General features: G+C 64.8%; 13 protein-coding genes. 8 read left to right on the forward strand and 5 right to left on the reverse strand.

The window, feature by feature from the left end; genetic code table 11:
• Nucleotide 1: 1 nt before the first annotated feature.
• From F7R11_RS25785 to F7R11_RS25815, 7 genes are all read left to right on the forward strand, one after another.
• A complete protein-coding gene (locus tag F7R11_RS25785; protein ID WP_064806948.1) occupies nucleotides 2-901 on the forward strand; it encodes a tetratricopeptide repeat protein in 900 nt (299 codons plus the stop codon).
• Complete coding sequence (locus F7R11_RS25790; RefSeq protein ID WP_064806950.1) at nucleotides 898-1,230, forward strand: DUF3613 domain-containing protein; 333 nt, start codon at nucleotides 898-900, stop codon at nucleotides 1,228-1,230. Before F7R11_RS25785 ends, F7R11_RS25790 begins: the two co-directional genes overlap by 4 nt.
• 78 nt (nucleotides 1,231-1,308) lie before the next feature.
• A complete protein-coding gene (locus F7R11_RS25795; protein ID WP_064809024.1) occupies nucleotides 1,309-2,991 on the forward strand; it encodes a TadG family pilus assembly protein in 1,683 nt (560 codons plus the stop codon).
• A gap of 15 nt (nucleotides 2,992-3,006) precedes the next feature.
• Complete coding sequence (locus F7R11_RS25800; RefSeq protein ID WP_064806952.1) at nucleotides 3,007-4,416, forward strand: sigma 54-interacting transcriptional regulator; 1,410 nt, start codon at nucleotides 3,007-3,009, stop codon at nucleotides 4,414-4,416.
• Between the two features lie 107 nt (nucleotides 4,417-4,523).
• Nucleotides 4,524-5,324, forward strand: coding sequence for a DUF2968 domain-containing protein (locus F7R11_RS25805; RefSeq protein ID WP_064806954.1), 801 nt, complete (start codon nucleotides 4,524-4,526; stop codon nucleotides 5,322-5,324).
• A gap of 148 nt (nucleotides 5,325-5,472) precedes the next feature.
• Entirely contained in the window at nucleotides 5,473-8,712 is a 3,240-nt protein-coding gene (locus tag F7R11_RS25810) for a bifunctional cytochrome P450/NADPH--P450 reductase (protein WP_064806956.1), read from the forward strand.
• Between the two features lie 167 nt (nucleotides 8,713-8,879).
• Nucleotides 8,880-9,167: a hypothetical protein gene (locus F7R11_RS25815; protein ID WP_064806958.1), complete on the forward strand. Its 288-nt coding sequence runs from the start codon at nucleotides 8,880-8,882 to the stop codon at nucleotides 9,165-9,167.
• Between the two features lie 43 nt (nucleotides 9,168-9,210).
• Here F7R11_RS25815 and F7R11_RS25820 read toward each other — a convergent pair whose 3' ends face one another.
• The 3 genes from F7R11_RS25820 to F7R11_RS25830 form a co-directional block, all read right to left on the reverse strand.
• Nucleotides 9,211-10,365, reverse strand: coding sequence for a Gfo/Idh/MocA family protein (locus F7R11_RS25820; RefSeq protein WP_064806960.1), 1,155 nt, complete (start codon nucleotides 10,363-10,365; stop codon nucleotides 9,211-9,213).
• Between the two features lie 137 nt (nucleotides 10,366-10,502).
• Complete coding sequence (locus tag F7R11_RS25825; RefSeq protein WP_021192566.1) at nucleotides 10,503-10,847, reverse strand: antibiotic biosynthesis monooxygenase family protein; 345 nt, start codon at nucleotides 10,845-10,847, stop codon at nucleotides 10,503-10,505.
• A gap of 49 nt (nucleotides 10,848-10,896) precedes the next feature.
• Nucleotides 10,897-12,027, reverse strand: a complete 1,131-nt coding sequence (locus tag F7R11_RS25830; protein WP_064806962.1) for a cytochrome P450 — start codon at nucleotides 12,025-12,027, stop codon at nucleotides 10,897-10,899.
• A 102-nt stretch (nucleotides 12,028-12,129) separates the two neighbouring features.
• Between F7R11_RS25830 and F7R11_RS25835 the strand changes: the two genes are divergently transcribed.
• Nucleotides 12,130-12,834: an ArsR/SmtB family transcription factor gene (locus F7R11_RS25835; RefSeq protein ID WP_064806966.1), complete on the forward strand. Its 705-nt coding sequence runs from the start codon at nucleotides 12,130-12,132 to the stop codon at nucleotides 12,832-12,834.
• A gap of 13 nt (nucleotides 12,835-12,847) precedes the next feature.
• Here the strand turns inward: F7R11_RS25835 and speG are convergent, their stop codons facing one another.
• The gene (speG, locus tag F7R11_RS25840) at nucleotides 12,848-13,390 is read right to left on the reverse strand and encodes a spermidine N1-acetyltransferase (RefSeq protein WP_064806968.1); all 543 of its coding nucleotides are present in this window, start codon (nucleotides 13,388-13,390) and stop codon (nucleotides 12,848-12,850) included.
• A 56-nt stretch (nucleotides 13,391-13,446) separates the two neighbouring features.
• Nucleotides 13,447-14,595, reverse strand: a complete 1,149-nt coding sequence (locus F7R11_RS25845; protein WP_064806969.1) for a PepSY-associated TM helix domain-containing protein — start codon at nucleotides 14,593-14,595, stop codon at nucleotides 13,447-13,449.
• Nucleotides 14,596-14,609: the final 14 nt, after the last annotated feature.

Here is a 14,609-nt window from a genome sequence, read left to right on the forward strand (position 1 = left end):
GATGAGGACAATCCAGATCGTGATGCGTACGGGCTCTGCCTGTGCGTTGGCCACACTGTCGCTGCTGGCAGGGTGCGGTTCGATGGCCGGTTCCGACATGAGTCGCAGGGCCGAAGCTGATATCGAAATTGCTCGCCTGCGCCAGACCGAAGAGAAGGCGGAAATCAGCAGTCCGGCAACGTATGTGTCGTTGATCCGCAAGATGCAGGAGCAGGGGCTGTATTACGCATCGCTGGCGCATATCGATGCTTATGAACAGCGCTATGGCCGCGCTCCCGAAGTTTTGCTCATGCGCGCAGATGCCCTGCGCGAGACTGACCAGTCTGCGGCAGCCGAAGCCGGCTACCGCGCCGTGATTGCGGCCACGTCCACCACGGGTGCGGGCACGCAGGGCGCGTTGCTGAATGCGGGCGCTTGGCGCGGGCTGGGCATCACCGCGGGCCAGCAGGGCAACTTTGCCGAAGCCGCACGCTGCTTGCAGGTGGCCGCTCGGGCAAATCCGACCGATGCCGGCACCGCAAGCGATTTCGGCTATGCGTTGATGCGCGCTGGCGAAGTCGAACAAGCACGCGTGCCACTCATGCAAGCGCAGCAGATGTCCGGATCCAGCCCGAAGGTTGCCGGCAACTTGGTGATCTGGTTGGCTGCGAATGATCGCAAGGACGACGCGGCATCGCTGACCGCGCATGCGCAGCTAAGCCCGGCCGCCCGCAAGGCCATTGACGAAGACGTGACGCGCGTGAAGTCCGCTTGGCGTGATCGACGCCTGGCGCGTGAGAGAGCGCCGGTTGCACCGAGTGGCGCGCCGACGGTGGCAGCAGCAACGGCCCCACGCTCACCTACTGGCGCGCTTGCGCTGCAACGCGGGCGCTTGCTCGACATGCTGGAGGTTACGCAATGATTCAACGCCTTTTCTCGATCGCTTGCATGGCAGCGTGGCTGGCGAGCGGCATGGCAGTCGCACAAGGTTTTAGTGGAACAAGCCCACAGCGCGCCGAGCCGGTGGAGTCCAAGGTTGACGGCCGTGTGAACGAGGCCACGCGCACCCTGCTCAAGGCACAGCGCGAGGGGACCTATGCCGGTGAGCTGGTGCCCTTGCGCGGCGAAGAGGCGGCACTGGCATACCAGCGCTATCTCGAAACGTTCAGCAGACCGATGCCGGGCATGTCGCAAGCGCAGTCCGGAGGGCGGTCCTCCACGGGCAATGCGGCACAGTCGTCGGCCCGCTGAGTTGGCATCGTGAATCGGCGCGCTCTCCCTCTTCGTGATTCCGCCGCGTTGCACCGCCATGCGCGCGGTGCCATCAGTGTGCTCACGGCTTCCTTTGTGGCCACCATTGGGCTGGCGGTGCTGGTGTCGATCGATATCGGCAACCTGTTTTACTCGCAGCGGGCGTTGCAGCGTTCGGCGGATCTTGCGGCTACGGCGGCTGCGCAGCGGTTGGACTTGTTCTACAACTCGCCCCCTCCCGCGCAGCTTGCGGTGCAGCAGAATGGACTGACAGTCGACAACACCAACGTCACACTGACAACGGTGCCGGGGGTGTGGGATGCCAGCACCGGAACGGCGCCGACGTACTTCACTGCGCAAGCCGCTGTCGATGGCAACACCAATGCTGCGCAGGTGACAGTCACGCAGAAAGTGCCGTACTTCTTCCTCGTCGGAAATAGGCAGTTGCAGGCCACCGCAATCGCAAAGAACACGTCCATCGTGTCGTTCTCACTCGGCTCTGGGTTGGTGTCCATCAACAACGGATTGCTGAATCAGTTGCTCGGGTATTTGCTGCACACCAACCTCAACCTCGACGCTGTCTCGTATCAAGGACTGGCCACCACCAACATCCGCCTCGCGGATCTGGCCGTGGCGCTCGGCGCGGGGTCCATGCAGCAGTTGCTGGCGCTGTCGCCCAATCTGGGGACGTTCTTCAATGCGGTCATTTCCGTTGCATCGCAATCCGGGCTGGCGGGTGTGTCAGTGGGCGGGGCAGGGGCCAGCAACACGCTGTCGTTTGGCAACGACTTGAATTTGCCGATCAACATTGGCGATGGCGGCGCCAGTTCTCCTGGGCTGCTCTCGGTGCTTGCGCTTGCTGGCAACGAGCAGGCTGCTCTCGACGCCACGGTCAATGTGCTGGACTTGCTGACAACCGCTGCGCAGATTGCCAACAGCAAATCGGCGGTGAACGTGGCGCCCGTCACGTTGAATCTCGTTGGGTTGGGGGCTGTCACGTTGTCGCTGAAGATCATCGAGCCGCCTGCCATCGCTGTTGGGCCGCCTGGGCAGTTTCTTTCCGGGCCGAATGCCGGGCAATGGAAGACGCAGGCGCGGACGGCGCAGGTGCGGTTGGGATTGAAGGTCGTGGTCGGCGTTCCAAACCTGCTCGCCGTCACACTTCCGATCGGACTCACGGTAGCGAGTGCGCAAGGGCACGCGAAATCGACAAGCTGTACCGTTCCCCGATCCAACTCGACCGCCACGATTTCTGCCCAGCCGCAACCCGTGGGGTTGTGTATTGCGGCTAATGCGGATACCTCGGTCAATAGCACGATGGACTGCGCCTCTGCCGCACCCGCACCAGCTGTGAATTTGAGCCTGGCGGGGCTCGGGCTCGTTGGCGTAGGGTTGAAGGCCAACGTGTCGCAGGCGCCAAACACAGGCTGGGGCGACGAAACCATCGCGGCAACGCAGATTGGACAAAACCCGCAAACCGATACGAGCGGAAACTCACCCCCGCGCGTAGCAACGCAGAGCCTGTTTGGCTCCATCCTGAACAGCAACCTGAATCAGTTGACTGCAACTGCAACCATTCTTGGGATCACTGTGGATGTCACCGCAATAGCCATGCCTTTGTTGGCGCCGACGTTATCGGTTGTGGGGCAAACACTGGATGGTGTGCTCAGTCCCCTGCTTGAACTCCTCGGTATCCAACTCGGCTATGCCGACATCAAACTCCTCTCGCTCGACTGCGATTCCGTCGAGCTGGTTTTCTGACATGGAAGCGACGACATGAAAACCGATCGCTGGGCGTACGAAACGCTCGATATCTTTGTCTGGGAAGGGCGCTACGACATTGCCGATCGTGTGGCGCGCTTCATGGCGCCGTTTGGTGCGGAGGTGATCCGTGCCGGCGGTATCGACTTCCAGCCGGCTGAGCCACGCGCCAAGCCTAGCGTCGCCATCATCAGTGCGTCGGTGGTGGAAAGCGGCGGCTTTACCGTGCTGGATTGGCAAGCCGCGCAGGGCATGCCGGTGATCTGGGTGGCGGCGGATACGCAGCACGATTCGAGCCGCTTCCCGCCCGAATACACCTACGTGCTTGGGCCGGATTTCGGCGCCACCGAGCTGCGCGCACAGATCAGCAAGGTCTTGCCGTCGATGTCGTCGGCGCAGGATCAGGCGCCCGACCAGAGCGATCTCGTTGCGGCATCGCCGGCCATGCACGGGCTGCTGGAGCAGGTCGACACTTTTGCCGACTGCGACAGCAACGTCATGCTCTACGGCGAGACTGGCGCCGGCAAGGAGCGCATCGCCCGCCTGCTGCACGACAAGAACCGGATGTACGGCAAAGGCCCGTTCGTGGCGGTCAACTGCGGCGCCATTCCCGATGGGCTGTTCGAATCGCAGTTCTTTGGCCACGCCAAGGGCGCATTCACGGGGGCCATGTATGCACACCGTGGGTATTTCGAGCAGGCCAACGGCGGCACGCTGTTCCTCGATGAACTGGGCGACCTGCCGCTGTATCAGCAGGTGAAGCTGCTGCGTGTGCTGGAAGACAGCGAGTGCACGCGGCTGGGCTCGACCGTGCCCGTCAAGCTGGATTTCCGCCTGGTGGCGGCCACCAACAAGAACCTGCGTGAGATGGTCGCCAGAGGGCAGTTCCGGGCAGACCTGTACTTCCGCCTGGCTGTGATTGAGCTGCGGATCCCCAGCCTGGAGCAGCGCGGCCCAGACGACAAGGTGGCGCTGCTGCTGTCTTTCCTGCGGCATTTGCTGGGCGACAAAACCTACGAGAGCATGCCGCCGGTGCCGGAGTGGGTGAGGGCATCGGTCGGTCGTGCGTACTTTGCCGGCAATGTGCGTGAGCTGCGCAACCTGGCCGAACGTCTCGGTATCACCCTGCGCCAGTTCGGTCGCTGGGACGAGGCCCGCATCCTGCCCTTGTTTGCCGGCCTCCAGCGCGACGCCTTCGAGCGCGAGACCAACGGCGGCAACGGTGGCAATGGCCATGACCGCAGTGGTGGCAACGGAAGTGGCGGCGATGAGGAACGCCGCCGCATCCTGGCCGCGCTGGACGCCAACAACTGGCGCCGCCAGGACACCGCCGCCACCTTGGGCATCAGCCGCAAGGTGTTGTGGGAAAAGATGCGCAAATACCAGATCGCTGACGGCGAAGCTGAGTTGCGCGAGATGGAGTGACGCCATACAACACCCTCCCACCCGACGGGACCCCCGGCACGCCACTCGGGCAGCGGATCGCGTATAGTTTTCGGCTGCAACACCTGCGCAGAATCCACAGGGTCGAGATGACAACAAGAAAACAGTCAGGGAAAGCGTCGCAACAGGCGTTTCAGAGGGGATTGGCCATCGCGGCCGCGGTGGCAGTCATGGTGGGCGGTACCGCCTGCACATCTGCCGTGGCGCAGAGCCCGGCTGCAGCACCCACCGCCATCGCACCGATTGCCGCAGCCGCGCCGGTGCCGGCACTGACCGCCACCGTTGGCCAGACCACCGCAACGGCTGCCACCAGCACGCCTGCAGCCAGCAACAGCACCGCCCGTGCCGAGAGCCCGGCCAGCAATGGAGCCGGCAACAGCACCGTGCTGGATCTGCAGCGCCGCATGCAGGCTCACGAGTTGTCGGAGCTGCGCACGACCTACAACGGCGCCTACGGCGCCAGCCTGCTGTTTGCCCAAAGCGACCTGACGTATTACGTGACGCTGTTCCAGCAGAAAGACCTCTGGCGCGTCATCAAGACCACCAACGAAGCCGCTGCAGAGCGCCTCTACAGCGACTTCGCCAAGCAGACGCGCACGATGGCCGATCTGGAGCTGCAGCGCATTCGCCTGGAAGCCCAGAAGGAGCGCTCCGAGCGCCAGATTGCAGCGCAGGAAGAAAAGCTGCGCGGCCTGAAGACTGACCTGGACATCCAGCGCCAGCAGCAGGCCCAGGCGCAGGAGCGCCAGAAGGTTGCCCGCTCCGAGGCCGACACGCTGGATGTGGAGCGCCGCGCCGCCCGCGCCCGCGTGGACGAACTGCAGCGCCAGATCCGCGCACTGGAAGCGCAGGTCAACGCGCCGTTCAACGCGTCGCAGCGCAATCGCTGATCACCACATCGCAGTACCCCAGATCGGGCGGCCCACGGGTCGCCCGATGCGCTTTTAGGGGGCGGCATTCAAACACGGCGATGGCGTTTGATACTGCACCCGGCGGCGCGTACATTGGCACACAACCCATTTTCGCAGTCGACCGCGCATGCGCTCTGCCTCTGAGTTGCCCTCCAACGCCTCCTCCGCAGCGGCGGAGCCCATCCCGCAGCCCAAGGGCCTGCCGTGGCTGGGCAACCTGCTTCAACTACCCAAAGACCGCGTAGCCCAGACGTTTCTGGAGATCAGCCGGCAGTTTCCCCAGGGCCTGTATCAGCTCGACTTTGTCGGCCGCTGCGTCCCATTCGTCTATTCCGCCGACCTGGTGGCCGAGCTGTGCGATGAAACGCGCTTTCGCAAGCTGATCGGCCCGCCGCTGTCCTTCCTGCGGGCAGGCGCTGGCGACGGCCTCTTCACCGCACACCAGGACGAGCCCAACTGGGGCAAGGCCCACCGCATCCTGCTGCCGGCCTTCAGCCAACGCGCCATGAAGGGCTACTTTGACGTGATGCTCGAAGTGGCCAACGCGCTGGCCGACAAATGGACGCGGCAAGGCCCCGACGCCGACATCTCCGTTGCCGACGACATGACGCGGCTCACGCTCGACACCATCTCGCTGGCCGGCTTCGGATACCGCTTTGACTCGTTCAAGACGCCCGCGCTGCATCCATTCCTGGAAGCCATGGCGGGCGTGCTGTCCGAGGCGATGGGCAAGCTCACACGCTTGCCGTTCAAAGACCGGTTCATGCATGAGCACCATCGCCGCTTCGAGCAGGATGTGGCCGCCATGCATCAACTGGTGGACGAGGTGATCCGTAAGCGCCGCCACGCGCAGGATGGCGGCACGGGGGCAAGCGACCTGCTGGGGTTGATGCTCAATGCGCGCGATCCGGTGACGGACCTGCCGCTGGACGACACCAACATCCGCTTCCAGGTGATCACCTTCCTGATTGCCGGGCACGAAACCACCAGTGGGTTGCTGACGTTCGCGCTGTATATGCTGCTGCGCCACCCGGCCGTGCTGGCGCAGGCGTATGCCGAGGTCGATCGCGTACTCCCGGGCGACACCGTGCCGCAGTACGCGCACCTGGCGCAGCTCGACGTGATCGAGCGCGTGCTGAAGGAAACGCTGCGCCTGTGGCCCACGGCCCCCAGCTTTGGCGTGGCGCCGTACGAAGACACGCGCATCGGTGGCCGCTACGCCATCCGGAAGGATCAGCGCGTGGTAACGCTACTGATGGCCTTGCACCGCGACCCCGCCGTGTGGGATCGCCCTGAAGTGTTCGACATCGACCGCTTCCTGCCCGAGAACGAAGCCCGTATCCACCCGCATGCCTACAAGCCCTTCGGCAATGGCGAGCGTGCGTGTATCGGCCGCCAGTTCGCGCTGACCGAAGCCAAGCTGGCGCTGGCCGTAATCCTGCAGCGTTTTGCGCTGTCAGATCCGCACGACTATGCGTTCCACATCAAGGAGACGCTGACGCTCAAACCGGACGGTTTCCGCCTGCGTGCGCGGCTGCGCAATGCGCGGGAGCGGCTGCTGGTGTCGATGCCGTCGCAGGCCAATGCGGCGGCGGATGCCGATACACAAACCACGCTGGCCGGCGGCGGAGAACCGATGCACGTGCTGTATGGCGGCAGCCTCGGCACATGCCAGGACATTGCCGAACAGATTGCCGCCACCGCGTCGCGTGCAGGCTTTGATGCCAAGGTCGCGCCGCTGGATGCCATTGCCGATGCGTTGCCGCAGCAGGGCACGCTCGTCGTCGTGGCGGCGACTTACAACGGCCGTGCGCCGGACAGCGCCCGCACGCTGGAAGGGCGCCTCGATTCGGCTGGTGCGCTGGTCCGGCAGGCGCCTGGCTTGCGCTATGCCGTGCTGGGTTGCGGCAACTCGCAGTGGCCGGCGTTCCAGGCGTTTCCCAAGCGGGTGGACGCCATGCTGGCCGCTGCGGGTGCACAGGCCGTCGTGCCGCGCGGTGAGGCCGACGGCAATGGCGGTTTCGATACGGCCGTCGATGCCTGGACGCGCAGTCTGTGGGCGGCCCTTGGCGCGCGGCAGGTGCAGGCCGACGCTGCCGCTGTCAGCGTGCAATACCTAGCGCCGGATGCCGTGCGTGCCACCGTATTGCCGGCTGCCGCACGCAGCATGATGGTGCTCGCCAACGAAGAGCTCGTCAGCGATCCCACCGGCCTGTGGGATTTCACCCGTGAGGCGCCGCGTGGCCCGACGCGTCATCTGACCGTGCGGTTGCCCGAAGGCGTGACCTACGCCACTGGTGATCACCTCGCTGTCTATCCGCGCAATGCCGATGACCGCGTCGAGGCGGCCATCGCCAGGCTAGGCCTGGAAGGCGAGGCGCTTGTCACGTTGACGGCGCAGCACGCCCACGTGCGGCACTTGCCGCTCAGCCAGCCCGTGACCGTGCGCCAACTGCTGCGCGACTTCGTCGAGTTGCAGGACACGGCCACCGCGCGTGACATCGCCGCATTGCATGCGATAACGCGCTGCCCGTTCACGCGCAGCCAGCTTGCCGTGTGGATCGACGGGGAGGCGGCAGCACAGCGTTTCGATCAGGACATCCAGGCTGCGCACCTGAGCGTGCTGGATCTGCTGATCCGCTTTCCCGCCATCGAGCTGACGCTGGAGGGCTTTCTCGCGCGTCTTGGGGCGATGCGGCCGCGCTTCTATTCGATTGCCTCATCGGCGCGTGTCTCGCCAGACGTGGCGGCGCTGACGGTGGGCACGGTGTCGGGGCCGGCGTGGTCGGGCGTCGGCACGTATCGCGGTACGGCGTCAAACTACCTGATGCATTTGCCGGCCGGCGCGGAGATCGCTGCCACCGTGCGGACGCCCAATCCGCCATTCGCGCCCGATGTGGATGCCAGCAAGCCGATGGTGCTGATCTGCGCCGGCACGGGCATCGCGCCGTTCCGTGGCTTTCTGGAGGAGCGTGCCGCACAGCAGGCGGCAGGGGAGACCGTTGCGACATCGCTGCTGTGTTTTGGCTGCCGGCATCCTGAGCATGACTTCCTGTACCGCGATGCACTTCGCGCCTGGGAAGACGCCGGCGTGGTGCAGGTCTTGCCCGCGTACTCATGCGTAGACGGCCATCCGCATCGCTTCGTACAGCACGCCCTATGGGATGCGCGCGAGGCAGTCTGGGCCGCATTCGACGCCGGCGCCACGCTATACGTTTGCGGTGACGGCCGCGCCATGGCACCGGCCGTGCGCGACACGCTCATCCGCATGCACCAGGCACGCTACGGCAGTGATCTGGCCACCGCATCGGACTGGCTGACCGAGCAGATGCAATCCGGGCGCTATCGGCAGGACGCCTTCAACTGAGTTGCCGAGGCCGTTCTAGGATCGCTGCGCTGCCGCACAGTCGTGCCCGCCCGGGCGGAGGCGGGCGCGCCGCATGTTACGATTTGCGTTTGAAGCACCGCGTTTTTGAGCTTGGCGACGCACGGTCTGACGCGTCCGCCGCAGTGCTTCTGCGAGGAGAAATGACAATGTGGCGCCGAATCAAAGCGTCCTGGATGGCGATCCTGGTAATCACCCTGTTGGGTCTTGGGTACTTGTGGATGTACCGGTTTGAACCGCTGCTCTCCGGCGAGGCCGGCAGCGATGTGTTCGTGTGGGACCGCTGGACCCACCGCGTTTGCGCGCTGACTGAGAGCGGTGCAGCCACCGAATGGCGCTGCGACAACGCCATGGAAACCGATGGCGGCAATACCAACAACTCCGACGTTTCCACCCGCCTGCGCATGCGTGACGCTGTGCAGCGCATCAAGCTGTAACTCCCTGCGCCCGCCGTTCGTTGCGGGCGCTGATCCTTCCGCTTCAACCCACGCGTGGTTCTGCCGCGTCCACCAGTTCCGGTGCCGACACGGCCGGTAGCTTGCGCACCTGTGCAGCCTCCATGCGGCCGTGGCGATGAAATGGCCCCAGGCTTTGCGGTTGCCCTGATTCCAACGCACGCTCGATGGCGGCCAGGATGCGCACGTCGGCCAGACCTTCCTCGCCATTCGGTTCCGGCTCCAGGTCGTTCAGGATGCAGTCGGAGAAGTACTGCAGTTCGCCGCCAAACTGGTTGGTGGCATCGAATGCGCGTTCCTGCGTGCGGCCGTTCAGCGTGAGGCGGTGCCGCAAGCCCGATCCAAACGTAAAACCCGGTGAGACCTCCAAATCGCCCATGGTGCCGAGAATGCGGTACTGGTCGACCCACGTTGCGCTGTAGCTGACGGTGAATTGGGCGATGCGATGGTCGGCAAAGCGCAGCGTCACCGCAACCGTGTCGTCAAAGTTGAAGGTCAGGTCCGGATCACGCACGCCAACGGCGGCCACTTCCACCGGTTCTTCACCAAACAGATTGCGGACAGCGTTAATCGGGTACACGCCCATGTCGGATACCGGCCCCGCCCAGTAACCGTGGCTGGCGCGGTGATTGGACGGCGCAACCGACTGGCTGAACACCGCCGAGAACGCACGGATGCGCCCCAGCTTGCCCGCACGCACCAGTTCAATGGCGGCCAGCGTGGCCGGCTCGAAATGCAGGCGGTACGCGATCATCAGCTTGGCGTTGCCGAGGCGGGCCGCTTCGATCATGGCTTCGCAGTCGGCCTCGCTGGTGGCCATGGGTTTTTCCAGCAGGACATGGATGCCGCGCTGCAGCGCGGGCAGTGCGTACTGCCGGTGCATGTCGTTGGGCAGGGCGAGGTAGATGGCGTCGATCTCGCCGCCGGTCAGCAGGTGCTCATAGTCGGCATAGTCGCAGACGTGCTCGATGCCATAGCGCCTGGCCAATGCGTTGGCCTTGGTGGCGTCGCCTGTGACCAGTGCGGTGACAACGGAGTTGCCGCTATGTGCTACGCCCGGCAGGAAGGCGGCCTGGGAGATCCAACCGGCCCCCACCACGGCATAGCGCACTGGCCGTTGCGTGGTGCGGGCGGATGTGGCCTGCTGAGCAGGTTCGGCCTCGTGAAAAGCGGTAGACATGACAACTCCTTTGCAATCGTTGCGCACGGATGTGACGCGGGATGGTGCGATGCGTCATTCCGTGCCGGCTCCGCAATGAAGCAGCAAAGGAGATGCCCACGGACGCCCGAGGGCGCCACATAGGGCTTGGCGGCAGGTCAGGCGTGCTCGGTGCGGCTGTCAGCGGGGGCCTGTTCGCGCTCGTTCAGGCCGTAGTCACGCACGACGTGGGCGATGCGCAGGCGGTAGTCGGCAAACGCGCTCTCGCGGCCGACATGCTGTGCGCTGCGGTGTTGCTCCAGATTGCGCCAGGCTTTGATGGCCTCTTCATCGCGAAAGAACGACAGCGAGAGCAACTTGTCAGGGTTGGTAAGGCTCTGGAAGCGCTCGACCGAGATGAAGCCGTCGATCTGCTCAAGTAAGGGTTTCAGGCGCGCGGCGATGTTGAGGTAGGTATCGCGCTGGCCCGGGGCGGGTACGACTTCAAAGATGACGGCGATCATGGTGGGGCTCCTGTGGAGAGTCGAATCGTTGCGTTGTCGAAACGTCAGATCAGGCTTGGAAGGCGGGGATGCGTGCGTTGGGCGACGGCCGGTACGTGATCTCGCCCAGGTTGGCGAGCCATCGCACAATGCCGGGCAGACGCAATAGATGTTGTACGGTTTCGCGCGCAATCACCACCGCCAGGGTCTCGGCCGGGCAACGGTGTGCGCCGCCGCCGAAGGTCCAGAGGCGCGGCTGGGCGCGATCCACGTCAAAGCGCAATGGATTGGGGTTGGCTGCGGCATCCACGTTGGCTGCAGCCAGCAGTACGAGGATGCGATCACCTGCGCGCATCGGTTGTCCAAGCAATTCAGTGTCCTGTGCGACAAAGCGGCGGGTGTTCTGCACCGGTGCGTCCAGGCGCAGGACTTCTCGCACGAAGGGTTCAATCGCCTCCGGTGCAGCATGCAGGCGTTCGACCAACTCCGGATGCCGGGCCAGCGTGACGATGCTGTTGCCGAGCAGCCCGGCGCACGCATCATAGGTTTGCGCGAGCAGGGCGGCAAGGTTGCTGATGTCGGCATCGTTTTCGCTGGCGGCGAACGGCGAGTCTGCAAAGCGCTGCTGCAGGCGGCCGACGGCAGCGTCTGCACGTTCGACCACCGATGCATCGGCATGGGGGCCGAGCGCTGCCAGGTAGGCGGTGATGTCGTTCTGGCAGGCGTGTGTGTCGGCCTGATCGGCCAGCAGCGTTTGCGCGATGGTGGCCAGCGGCACGCGGAAATGAGCGTCGGTGCTCAGCACGGCGTCAAGGGCGGTTGCGTCGGGCAGGGCGGCATGCGCTTGTTGATGCGCGCGGTTGGCGAGCGCGGCCACATCCAATCGGCTCAGCGCAGCCATCACCGTGGCTTTGCGCGCAGCGTGGTCCGGCCCGTCGATTTGCCGGACGAGGCGGCCGAAGAACGCGCCCGTTGGCGAGGCGGCTACCGCTTTGGGGACGGGCTCTTCTGCAGGGCGGACACGGCAAGCGGGGCTGCCCAGCACGGCATCCACCGCATCGGCGCTGGCGGCTACCCACCAGCCGAGCCCAGCATCGAAAAAGAACGGGCGTGTGGCGGCAAGCTCGGCGTAGTACGGCGTGGGGTCGGCATGCACGATGGCCTGCAGTGGATCGGCGGGCGGGGCGGAGGTGATGTTCATGGCGGCGGTCGGCCTGATAGAGGGGGCGGGAGTAAGATGGCCCCTATTGTCTGGATTGGCTCCGCGCCTGTCACGCACCAACAGTTTGGTCTGCATCGAACCATGACCGCATCTTCCCCAGCGACACAACCTGATATCGGCCGGGTGGCCGCCACCATTGGCGATCCGACGCGCATCCGCATGCTGCTGCTGTTGATGGAAGGCCGCTCGCTCACCGCCAAGGAGCTGGCCTACGGCGCTGGCGTGGAGCCCGCCACCGCCAGTGCGCACCTGCGCCGGTTGGAGGCGGATGCGCTGATCACGTCGCTGGCCAGCGGGCGCTACAAGTATTTCGGACTGCGCTCGCCGGCGGTGGCGGAGATGATCGAATCGCTGATGGTGGTTGCGCCGGAAAAACCCGCAGACCCGCGCCGTTCGACCGTGCCTGACAACCTGCGTGCCGCACGGCTGTGCTACGACCATCTGGCCGGGCAGCTTGGCACGGAGGTATCAGAGAAGCTGCTGGCACGCGGCTGGCTCGAACAGCTTGATGCAACGCATGCCGCCTACGACGTTACGTCCGAAGGCGAGCGTGCTTTTGCTGCCATCGGTGTCGACGTGGTGGCCTTGCGCAGCGGGCGCCGCCGCTTTGCTTACGGCTGCATGGATTGGAGCGAGCGCCGCCCACATCTGGCGGGTGCGCTCGGCGCGGCCGTGGCGGAGCGCTGCATTGCGTTGGGCTGGCTTGCGCGGCAGAAGCACTCACGCGCGTTGCAGATGACGGAACTCGGGCAGCGCGAATTGCACGCGTGGCTGCGCACGGCGTAGGCGCCTGCCTTCGTCAGTTGGTGCCGCGCACCGCACTCACGTAGTCGCGCTGGAACACGCACATCCGCAAGGCGTTGTGGTACGCGCCGTTGCTGAAAAACTCTTCAATCAGTTCGCCTTCACGCTGGAATCCACACTTCTCGTACACGTGAATGGCGCGTTCGTTTTCCACATCGACGACCAGATACAGCTTGTGCAGATTCAGCACCATGAAGGCGTAGTCGACCGCCAGCCGTGTCGCGGTTGATGCATAGCCATGCCCCTGCCAGCCGGGGGCGATGATGATCTGGAACTCGCCACGGCGGTGGATGTAGTTGAGCTCCATCAGCTCGACCAGGCCAACGGCTTCACCGGCATCGTTCTCGCAGATGAAGCGGCGTTCGCGCTGGTCATGCACGTGCCGGTCGTAGAGTTGCGAGAGCTCGGTGAAGGTCTCGTACGGTTCTTCAAACCAGTAGCGCATGATCTTCGCGTCGTTGTTCAGCTCGTGCACGAAGCGCAGGTCATTGCGCTCCAGCGGGCGCAGGGAAAGGTCGCAGGCTTTTTCAATCACCATGATGTTGTCCTTGTTGTGTTGAGGGCGCTCGACATCGCGTCGATGTCCCTCCCTTGTCAGCAAGGACGTGTCGATGCGGATGTGTGTTTGCGCTGCGGTTGCGCGCGCTTGCGCCGATCCAGATACAGCCACCACCCCGTTATCGCAAAGACCGGCAGCATCGACGCGCCGATCAACACCAGCACAATGCCGACTGGCCCGAAGTAGCGCCCATTGTGTAGCGGCAGCATGCCGGCCAGCAGGCGTTGCATCGGTGGCTTGTCAGTGAAGGATTCCTGGCGGAGGACCGCGCCAGTGGCTGCGTCGAGCGTCAGGCGGTTGAAGGCGCGGTCGTGCGGTGCGTTGAGCGGCAACCAGTTGATGTCAACCTTGCCGGTGCGCGCACCGTCGATGCGCAGGGTGGCACTCGCATAGTTCGACGCGTTGGCGAGGAAAGCGTTCCAGGTGCGCTCCAATGCCGCACCGTCGAGCGGTTTGCGTGGGCCCGAGGCCTCCATTGGCTTGGTCTTGGCGGCAACCGGCATGCCGGCCATGTGCTGCAGCCCTTCGCGATACCAGTCATAGGCCCAGTACAGTCCACTGAATGCCGCCAACAGATAGAGCGGCAGCACCAGCGTCCCGATGACGGTATGCACATCCCACCAACGGATGCGCCCGCTGCGGCTCCAGCGGATGACGAGCCAGCTTCGCCAGTTCGTCACGCGGCGCGGCCAGCGCAAGTACAACCCTGACAACGCCATCACCACCAGTGCAATCGTGCTGGCACCGACGATCTGTTTGCCGACCTCGTCTGCCAGCAATGTCCGGTGCAGCAGTTTGACGGTGGCTAAGAAGCGTTGCCCACGCGCCTCGGGCAGCAGGGTGCCGGTGGCCGGGTCGATGTAGCGCAACTCGCCGCGGCTGCTGCCGCCGCGTTTGCCAGGCGGCCAGGCGTACCAGAGGCGCCACGGCTCAGTGGGCGCCGAGGCTGCGGTGATGAACGTGACGGGGCGCTCTGGGATGGCGGCCCGCGCCTGTGCGGCCACCTGCGGCAGCGTGGGCGCCGGGCCGGTGCGTGCTGGCAGGCTGAGCACGCCGGGGTTGAGCCAGCGCAGCAGCTCTTCGTCATACGCCATCAGCGCGCCGCTGGTGCCGACGACGGCCAGCACCACACTGGCTGACAACCCGATCAGCCAGTGCAGGCGGAAGAGCACCCTTCGCAGCATCGCGTGTTTGCCCT

It is taken from the genome of Ralstonia insidiosa (assembly GCF_008801405.1).
GTDB lineage: Bacteria > Pseudomonadota > Gammaproteobacteria > Burkholderiales > Burkholderiaceae > Ralstonia > Ralstonia insidiosa.

What these genes read in the sequence shown, in the direction of transcription:
- F7R11_RS25835 (WP_064806966.1), top strand. Translation starts at nt 12,130, where the DNA reads ATGACCGCATCTTCCCCAGCGACACAACCTGATATCGGCCGGGTGGCC.
- F7R11_RS25800 (WP_064806952.1), top strand. Translation starts at nt 3,007, where the DNA reads ATGAAAACCGATCGCTGGGCGTACGAAACGCTCGATATCTTTGTCTGG.
- F7R11_RS25825 (WP_021192566.1), bottom strand. Translation starts at nt 10,847, where the DNA reads ATGATCGCCGTCATCTTTGAAGTCGTACCCGCCCCGGGCCAGCGCGAT.
- F7R11_RS25845 (WP_064806969.1), bottom strand. Translation starts at nt 14,595, where the DNA reads ATGCTGCGAAGGGTGCTCTTCCGCCTGCACTGGCTGATCGGGTTGTCA.
- F7R11_RS25785 (WP_064806948.1), top strand. Translation starts at nt 2, where the DNA reads ATGAGGACAATCCAGATCGTGATGCGTACGGGCTCTGCCTGTGCGTTG.
- speG (WP_064806968.1), bottom strand. Translation starts at nt 13,390, where the DNA reads ATGGTGATTGAAAAAGCCTGCGACCTTTCCCTGCGCCCGCTGGAGCGC.
- F7R11_RS25805 (WP_064806954.1), top strand. Translation starts at nt 4,524, where the DNA reads ATGACAACAAGAAAACAGTCAGGGAAAGCGTCGCAACAGGCGTTTCAG.
- F7R11_RS25830 (WP_064806962.1), bottom strand. Translation starts at nt 12,027, where the DNA reads ATGAACATCACCTCCGCCCCGCCCGCCGATCCACTGCAGGCCATCGTG.
- F7R11_RS25820 (WP_064806960.1), bottom strand. Translation starts at nt 10,365, where the DNA reads ATGTCTACCGCTTTTCACGAGGCCGAACCTGCTCAGCAGGCCACATCC.
- F7R11_RS25790 (WP_064806950.1), top strand. Translation starts at nt 898, where the DNA reads ATGATTCAACGCCTTTTCTCGATCGCTTGCATGGCAGCGTGGCTGGCG.
- F7R11_RS25810 (WP_064806956.1), top strand. Translation starts at nt 5,473, where the DNA reads ATGCGCTCTGCCTCTGAGTTGCCCTCCAACGCCTCCTCCGCAGCGGCG.
- F7R11_RS25815 (WP_064806958.1), top strand. Translation starts at nt 8,880, where the DNA reads ATGTGGCGCCGAATCAAAGCGTCCTGGATGGCGATCCTGGTAATCACC.